Source organism: Streptomyces sp. NPDC127097 (assembly GCF_042724075.1).
Classification (GTDB): Bacteria; Actinomycetota; Actinomycetes; order Streptomycetales; family Streptomycetaceae; genus Streptomyces.
In genome coordinates this window covers 89,956-98,404 of sequence record NZ_JBHXFI010000031.1, presented here as the reverse complement: position 1 = coordinate 98,404, position 8,449 = coordinate 89,956, and the positions used below count along the sequence as shown (strand labels likewise).

The 8,449-nt window shown below is 68.0% G+C and carries 4 protein-coding genes; all 4 read right to left on the bottom strand.

From position 1 onward, the window contains the following. Positions 1 to 71: 71 nt before the first annotated feature. A complete protein-coding gene (locus ACFWJW_RS23240) occupies positions 72 to 1,670 on the bottom strand; it encodes an ABC transporter substrate-binding protein (protein WP_387244519.1) in 1,599 nt (532 codons plus the stop codon). Positions 1,671 to 1,759: 89 nt separating this feature from the next. After that, on the bottom strand, positions 1,760 to 3,367 hold the full coding sequence (locus tag ACFWJW_RS23235) for an ABC transporter substrate-binding protein (protein WP_387244516.1): 1,608 nt from the start codon (positions 3,365 to 3,367) through the stop codon (positions 1,760 to 1,762). A gap of 362 nt (positions 3,368 to 3,729) precedes the next feature. Continuing rightward, positions 3,730 to 4,443: an HAD family hydrolase gene (locus ACFWJW_RS23230; RefSeq protein ID WP_387244513.1), complete on the bottom strand. Its 714-nt coding sequence runs from the start codon at positions 4,441 to 4,443 to the stop codon at positions 3,730 to 3,732. 246 nt (positions 4,444 to 4,689) lie between these two features. Continuing rightward, positions 4,690 to 8,199 (bottom strand): methionine synthase, encoded by a 3,510-nt coding sequence (gene metH / locus ACFWJW_RS23225; protein ID WP_387244510.1) that lies wholly within the window; start codon positions 8,197 to 8,199, stop codon positions 4,690 to 4,692. Positions 8,200 to 8,449: the final 250 nt, after the last annotated feature.

Genomic DNA, 8,449 nt, shown 5'->3' with positions numbered 1-8,449 from the left:
TGCGGGCCCGGGGGGGGGCGGGCGGGGGGTGTTGCCCGGGGCGGCCCCCGCCGTGGTGTGCGGACGTCCGGTCAGGCTTCGGTCGGCTTGCTGATCTCCCAGAAGCGGAAGACGGTCGACGGGTCCAGGGTCCATTCCAGACCGGAGACCCCGTCGCGGGCCACCGCGTACTGCTTGCCCTGCCAGATCGGGATCATCGGCACGTCCTCGGCGACGATGTCCTGGAGCTCCCGGAACTGGTCCTTGGTGGCGCCGCGGTTCGGCTGGTCGGCCGTCTTGGGCAGCAGCCGGCCGGTGATGGTGGGCGAGCTGTAGTTGTTGGCCACCACGCTGTCCTTGCCGAAGAACGGCGCGGTGAAGTTGTCGGGGTCCGGATAGTCGGGGATCCAGCCCTTGACATAGGCGCCGAACTTGCCGTCGGCCATGCCCTTCTCGTACTCCTCGGTGGGCAGGGTCCGCACCTTGGCGTTGAACAGGCCGCTGGCGTTGAGCTGTTGGGCGATCTCCTCGAAGGCCGGGACGGTGCCGGGGCCGTAGCGCTCGGGGGTGGCCCACAGCGTGAGCGGCACCTTGCCGTTGTAGCCGGCGGAGCGCAGCGCGTCCTTCGCCTTGTCCGGCTTCGGGCGGTCGCCGTAGGTGTTGAAGAAGGAGGTGCTGTGACCCGTGATGCCGGCCGGGACGATCGAGTACAGCGGCACCGCGGTGCGCTGGTAGACGTCCCGGACCAGGGTCGAGCGGTCCAGGAGGTAGGCGATCGCCTTGCGGACGCCGAGCTTGCCGGCGACCGGGTCCTTGAGGTTGAAGACCAGGTGCATGACCTCGGCGCTGGCGCCCTCGACGACCTGGGTGCCGTGCTGTTCCTTCAGCGCGGCGTTGTCGAGTGCGGCGATGTCCTTCATGGCCAGACCGCGGTAGGCGACATCGACGTCGCCCTTCTCGACGGCCTTCTTGAGCGCGTCGGGAGCGTTGAAGAACTTCACGGTCATGCCGGAGTTCTTGACCTTGGCCGGGCCCTTGTAGGAGCCGTTGACGGCGAAGACGGCCTTCTGGGAGTTGTAGTCCTTGAGGGTGTAGACGCCCGAGCCCACGGCCTTGCCGTCGGTGCGCAGCCGGTCGGCGGGGTACTCCGCGTGGTCGACGATGGAGCCGGCGCCGGAGGCTATCTTCATCGGGAAGGTCGCGTCGGGTGTCTTCAGCCGGAAGACCACGGTCTTGGAGTCCGGGGTCTCGACCTTGTCGAGCGCGGAGAACATCACGGCGGGGCCGTTCTTGTCCTTGATGCGCCGGGTGCGGTCGAAGGAGTACTTGACGTCCTTGGCCGTCAGCTTGTCACCGTTGCTGAAGGTGAGACCGTCCTTCATGGTGCAGCGGTAGACCTTGCTCTCCCGGTCGGTGAAGCCGCAGCGTTCGGCGGCTTCCGGCTCGGGGGTGGTGCCTCCCTTGGGGAAGCTCAGCAGGGACTGGAAGACGTTGTTGAACAACAGCCAGGAGCCGGGCTCGTAGCCGGACGCGGGGTCGGTGGACACGACCTTGTCCGTCATTCCCATGACCACGGCCTCGCCGTTGCCGGCCGCTCCCGAGTCGTCGGTGCCGCACCCGGCGACCGCGAGCAGAGCTGTGGTCAGCCCCGCCCCGATCGGGGCGGCCAGCCACTGGTCACGCTTCCTCACTAAACGGTCCTCACGTTCTGGGTCGTGCCTGTCGGGCCGTGGCGGGGAGGCCACGGCGGTGGTGTGCTGCATGGGTGATATCCGCCGGATCAGTCGGCGACGCCGCGGCTGAGCTCCCAGATCTGGAGCCCTGAGGCGGAGTTGAGGGCCCACTCGAGGCCGGTGATGTCATCGCGGGCGGCGACGTACTGCTTGCCCTGCCAGAGCGGGAGGAGCGGTACGTCGTCGGCGATGATGTCCTGCGCCTGCTTGAAGTCGGCCCCCGCGGCGGTGCGGTCCGACTGCTGGCGGCTGGACGGGATCAGCTGCGACTCGATCTTTCCGTTGCGGTAAGGGGAGCCGAGGAAGTTCTGCTTGCCGATGAAGGGCGCGATGTAGTTGTCGGCGTCCGGGATGTCGGGGAACCAGCCCATGTTGTAGACGGAGTACTTGCCGTCCAGGGCGTCGGTGCGGAACTGCTGCCAGCTGTCGATGCCCTTGATGCTGACGTCGAACAGCTTGGTGCGGTTGAGCTGACTCTGTATCGCACGGACCTCCTTCACGGTGCTGGATCCGTAGTGGTTCGTGGTGTACGTGAGGGTGAACTTCACCGGAGAGGTGATGTGCGCCTCGCGCAGCGTCTTGCGGGCGGCCTCGGCGCTGGGGTTCCCGTACTTGTTGAAGAACGAGTTGATGTGCCCGGTGAGGCCGGTGGGCACCATCGAGAACAGCGGGTCGCCGGTGTACGCGTAGACGTTCCGCACCAGGTCCGAGCGGTTGATGATGTGTGCCATCGCCCGTCGCACGGCCTTGTTGGAGACGGCCGGGTCCTTGGTGTTGAAGGCCAGGTAGCGGATCTCCTGGCCCGGCATCGTCTGGAGCCTGATGCCCTGGTCGTGGGCGTTCTCCAGGCCCTTGACCTGGTCGGGCGCCAGACCGCGGTTCATCACGTCGACGCTGCCCTTGCGCAGCGCCTTCTCCGTGGACACGGAGTCGTTGAAGAAGCGCATCTCGACCTTCTCGTTCTTCGCCTGCACCCCGCCCTTGTAGGTGGGGTTCTTGGTGAAGACGGCCTTGGTGATGCGGTTGTCGCTGCGCTCGGTCTTGAGCGTGTACGGGCCGGAGCCGACCACCTCGAAGCCGCTGTGGAGCCGGCCCTTGGGGTAGACCTCGGGGTCGACGATGGCGGCGGCGGGCGTGGTGAGCTTCTGCGGGAAGGTGGCGTCCGGCTTCTTGAGGTGGAAGACCACCTCGCTGTCACTGGGCGTCTCGACCTTGTCGATGCCGTTGAGCAACGACACCGGACCATTGGTGTTGTTGATGGTCTTCATGCGGTCGATGGAGAACTTGACGTCCTGCGCCGTCAGGGCATGACCGTTGGAGAACTTCAGGCCGTCGCGCAGCGTGCAGCGGTACTGCTCGTTCTGGGTGTCACGGAACCCGCAGGACCGGGCGGCCTCGGGCACCGGGGCGGTCCCGGACCGGGGCAGCCGCATCAGCGTCTGGAAGGCGCTGCGCATGACGTTCCACGCGTCGACGTCGTAAGCCTGCGACGGGTCGAGCGGCGCGGGGGCCGCCTTCGTGGCCTCGATGTGGGTGGCGACACCCACGACGATCGGATCGACGCCCTCGCCGGCACCGTCCGAGCTGCCGCAGGCAGCAAGAACAGGAGCGAGGAGACCGGCCAGCGCCGGCAGCACCAGGGTCTTGCGATTCATCGTCGGCAGGTTCCTTATCAGCGCAGCAGTGTTGCTCGCGTCGACATTAGTAGGAACGGCCAGCCGCGCTGGGACTCAATGGAGTTGTATCGATATGGCACCTGGATAACGATGGCAACCCGCTCGATATCCGGACGGTGGAACGATTCACACGTTGCTCCACCAATCCGGACACTTACCCCCGCGTAAAGCACCCCGGAGACCCCCTGGAACACCTGTGGGGCCCGCTGTCGACGGCCCGGCACGTGAGAAACGTCACGCGTTCAAGGATCCATGGCGAAGCAACAATTCAGTCAGTGCATTCGTCACGGAAAATGAGCGGGCCGCTCCACTCGGTTCCCGTCGCCTTTCCCGGAGTACGCTCAGTGCACGGTGCCGCGGCTTTCCGTGATGAGCGTCCGGAGAAATGGGAGATCAACTTCTTCCAGCGAACCGACGACCGTACGCCCCAGGGACGGCGGGATCGGCGTCACCGAGGGCACCGCGACGACCGGGCAGCCCGCCGCCTCCCCCGCCGTCACCCCGGTCAGGGTGTCCTCGATGACCGCACAGCACTCCGGGTCCGCCCCCAGCCGTGCGGCGGCCGTCAGATACGGGTCGGGGTGCGGTTTGGTGCGCTCCAGGTCATCGCCCGCGAGGGTCAGCCGGAAGTTCTCCGGGCCGAGTGAGTACAGCATCTGGTCGACGATGGCGCGGTGCGAGGCGGAGACCAGGGCGGTGGGGATCCCGTGTGCGGCCAGCTCGGTCAGCAGCCTGCGGGCGCCCGGCATCAGCGGGACACCGCGCCGGATCCGCGCCAGGAAGGCGGCGTTGAGCAGCACGCTGAGCTCGGTCAGGCTGATGTCGACGCCGGTGGCCTGAATCAGATAGCCGGCGCTGCGGGTCATCGGACCGCCCACCACGACCTCGCGGTGCGCGTCGTCGAGGATGTGCCCGAGCTCGGCGAAGACCTCCGCCTCCGCCTCCCACCAGAAGCCCTCGGTGTCGACGAGGGTGCCGTCCAGATCGAGGAATACGGCCTGGAGGGTCGCGGCTTCGGCCGTGCGGGTGCCGACTGCGGGGATGCTGCTGGTCATCCATCCACCTCCGTTACGACGTCCCCCAAGGGACGAAAGGGCCGGTCGCCATCCCCGGCTGGGGAAACGACCGGCCGCCACCGGACCGATAAGTGTACGACGGGACGCGCCGGAATGCGTGGTGATACAGGTCAGGGCCGTCCTGGGGAGTTCCCCGGGACGGCCCTGACCTGCACACGCAGAGTGACCACATGGTGCTGCCGTGACCGGAGTCCATGCCTGGGCTCCGGTCAGGGCGCCCGCCCGTTACCGCGCGTTGAAGTACTTGGCTTCCGGGTGGTGGATGACGATGGCGTCGGTGGACTGCTCCGGGTGGAGCTGGAACTCCTCGGAGAGCTCGACACCGATCCGCGCCGGCTCCAGCAGGTCGGCGATCTTGGCGCGGTCCTCCAGGTCGGGGCAGGCGCCGTAGCCCAGCGAGAAGCGCGCGCCCCGGTACTTGAGCGCGAACATGTCCTCGACGTCCTGGGGGTCCTCGCCGGCGAAGCCCAGTTCGGCACGGACCCGGGCGTGCCAGTACTCGGCCAGCGCCTCGGCCAACTGGACGGACAGACCGTGCAGTTCGAGGTAGTCGCGGTAGGAGTTGGCCTCGAAGAGCTCGGCGGTGGCGGCGCCGATCCGCGAGCCGACGGTGACGACCTGGAGGCCGACGACATCGGTCTCGCCGGACTCCTCCGGACGGAAGTAGTCGGCCAGGCACAGCCGCCGGCCGCGGCGCTGCCGGGGGAAGGTGAAGCGGGTGCGCTCGGTGCCGTCCTCGTGCAGCAGGATCAGGTCCTCGCCCTTGGACACACAGGGGAAGTAGCCGTGCACGACGGCGGCTTCGAGCAGGTTCTCGGTCTGGAGCTTGTCGAGCCAGCCGCGCAGCCGGGGGCGGCCCTCGGTCTCCACCAGCTCCTCGTACGACGGTCCCTCACCGGTGCGGGCCTGCTTGAGGCCCCACTGGCCCTTGAACAGCGCGCCCTCGTCCAGCCAGGAGGCGTAGTCGGCCAGCTGGATGCCCTTGACGACCCGGGTGCCCCAGAACGGCGGCGTCGGGACGGGGTTGTCGACGGCCACGTCGGAACGGACCGCACCCTCGGGCTCCTCGACCTCCAGCGCGGCGGTGTCCCGCTTGGGCACCCGGCGCTGCTTGAGCTCGGGGAGGCTGGCGCCGGGCACCCCGCGCTTGACCGCGATCAGGGCGTCCATCAGGCGCAGCCCCTCGAAGGCGTCCCGGGCGTAGCGGACCTCGCCCTCGTAGATCTCGTGCAGGTCCTGCTCGACGTAGGCGCGGGTGAGGGCGGCGCCGCCCAGGATGACGGGGAAGTCGGCCGCCATCTTGCGCTGGTTCAGCTCCTCCAGGTTCTCCTTCATGATCACCGTGGACTTGACCAGCAGTCCGGACATCCCGATGACATCGGCCTTGTGCTCCTCGGCGGCTTCCAGGATCGCCGAAACCGGCTGCTTGATGCCGAGGTTGACGACGTTGTAGCCGTTGTTGGACAGGATGATGTCGACGAGGTTCTTGCCGATGTCATGGACGTCGCCGCGGACGGTGGCCAGCACGATGGTGCCCTTGCCCTCGTCGTCGGACTTCTCCATGTGCGGCTCCAGGTAGGCCACCGCGCTCTTCATGACCTCGGCGGACTGGAGCACGAACGGCAGCTGCATCTGACCGGAGCCGAACAGCTCACCGACGACCTTCATGCCCGCCAGGAGGGTCTCGTTGACGATCTCGAGCGCGGGCCGCTCCCCCAGCGCCTCGTCGAGGTCCGCCTCCAGGCCGTTCTTCTCACCGTCGATGATGCGCCGCTGGAGGCGCTCGTCCAGGGGCAGGGCCAGCAGTTCCTCGGCCTTGCCGGCCTTGAGCGACTTGGCGGTGGCGCCCTCGAACAGCTCCATCAGCTTCTGGAGCGGGTCATAGCCCTCGCTGCGCCGGTCGTAGATCAGGTCGAGGGCGGTCTTGACCTGCTCCTCCTCCAGGCGCGCGATCGGCAGGATCTTGCTCGCGTGCACGATCGCCGAGTCCAGACCGGCCTTGACGCACTCGTCGAGGAACACGGAGTTCAGCACGATCCGGGCGGCCGGGTTCAGACCGAAGGAGATGTTCGACAGGCCCAGGGTCGTCTGGACGTCCGGGTGACGCTTCTTCAGCTCCCGGATCGCCTCGATGGTGGCGATGCCGTCCTTGCGGGACTCCTCCTGGCCGGTGCAGATGGTGAAGGTCAGACAGTCGATGAGGATGTCGCCCTCGTGAATGCCCCAGTTGCCGGTCAGATCGTCGATCAGCCGCTCGGCGATGGCGACCTTGTGCTCGACGGTGCGGGCCTGGCCCTCCTCGTCGATGGTCAGCGCGATCAGCGCCGCGCCGTGCTCCGCCGCCAGCTCCGTGACCTTGGCGAACCGCGACTCGGGACCGTCCCCGTCCTCATAGTTGACGGAGTTGATCACCGCGCGGCCGCCGAGCTTCTCCAGGCCGGCCTGGATGACGTTCAGCTCCGTGGAGTCCAGGACCACGGGCAGGGTGGAGGCGGTGGCGAATCGGCCGGCCAGCTCCTCCATGTCCGCGACGCCGTCCCGGCCCACGTAGTCGACGCACAGGTCGAGCATGTGGGCGCCCTCGCGGATCTGGTCGCGGGCCATCTCCACACAGTCGTCCCAGCGCGCGTCCAGCATCGCCTCGCGGAACTTCTTCGACCCGTTGGCGTTGGTCCGCTCGCCGATCGCGAGGTAGGAGGTGTCCTGGCGGAAGGGCACGGTCTGGTAGAGCGAGGCGGCGCCCGGCTCGGGGCGCGGCTCGCGCGGCGGCGGGGTGATCCCGCGGACCCGCTCGACGACCTGGCGCAGATGCTCGGGGGTGGTGCCGCAGCAGCCGCCGACCAGCGACAGGCCGTACTCGCCGACGAAGGTCTCCTGGGCGTCGGCCAGCTCGGCGGCGGTCAGCGGGTAGTGCGCGCCGTCCTTGCCCAGCACCGGCAGGCCCGCGTTGGGCATGCAGGCGATCGGGACCCGGGAGTGCCGGGCCAGGTAGCGCAGATGCTCGCTCATCTCGGCCGGGCCGGTGGCGCAGTTCAGGCCGATCATGTCGATGCCCAGCGGCTCCAGCGCCGTCAGCGCCGCGCCGATCTCGGAGCCCAGCAGCATCGTGCCGGTCGTCTCGACGGTGACCGAGCAGATCACCGGGAGGTCGCTGCCGGTGGCCTTCAGGGCGCGGCGGGCGCCGAGGATGGCGGCCTTGGTCTGAAGCAGGTCCTGGGTGGTCTCCACGAGCAGCGCGTCGGCACCGCCGGCGATCATGCCCTCGGCGTTCTGCTGGTAGGCGTCACGCAAGGTGACGTACGGGGCGTGGCCCAGCGTCGGGAGCTTGGTGCCGGGGCCCATCGAGCCGAGCACATAGCGCTGCTGCCCGGTCGAGGCGGTGAACTCGTCGGCGACCTCGCGGGCGATGCGGGCACCGGACTCGGACAGCTCGAAGACCCGCTCGGGGATGTCGTACTCCGCCAGGGCGGCGAAGTTCGCGCCGAAGGTGTTGGTCTCCACGCAGTCGACGCCGACCGCGAAGTACTCCTCGTGCACGGACCGCACGATGTCGGGCCGGGTCACATTGAGGATCTCGTTGCAGCCCTCCAGCTGCTGGAAGTCCTCCATGGACGGGTCCTGCGCCTGAAGCATGGTGCCCATCGCACCGTCGGCGACCACCACCCGCGAGGCCAGGGCCTCCCGGAGGGATTGGGCGCGGGACGTGTTGCCGGACGTTGGCGTGTTCGAGGCCATGGAGATGCTCCCGTGGTTGCGACGGCTGTCGGCTTTGCACCCTCCTTCAGAGGGCGCACCCGGCCAGCGTAGCTGCCGGTCCGGTACACGTGTTCCCCGTTTCACGCCGTGGACAGCACCACTCCACCCCCCTGCCCGCACCATCCGTGATCGTTGGCAGACTCCGGTGCGTTTATCAAGAAACTCCAGATCGCTGACTTCAGTCGGCATGGGCCGATATCGTTCAGCATTGTCGAACCGCACACTTCGG

Excerpts from the sequence above, each read along its gene's own strand:
- ACFWJW_RS23235 (WP_387244516.1), bottom strand. The coding sequence starts at position 3,367 with ATGAATCGCAAGACCCTGGTGCTGCCGGCGCTGGCCGGTCTCCTCGCT.
- ACFWJW_RS23230 (WP_387244513.1), bottom strand. The coding sequence starts at position 4,443 with ATGACCAGCAGCATCCCCGCAGTCGGCACCCGCACGGCCGAAGCCGCG.
- metH (WP_387244510.1), bottom strand. The coding sequence starts at position 8,199 with ATGGCCTCGAACACGCCAACGTCCGGCAACACGTCCCGCGCCCAATCC.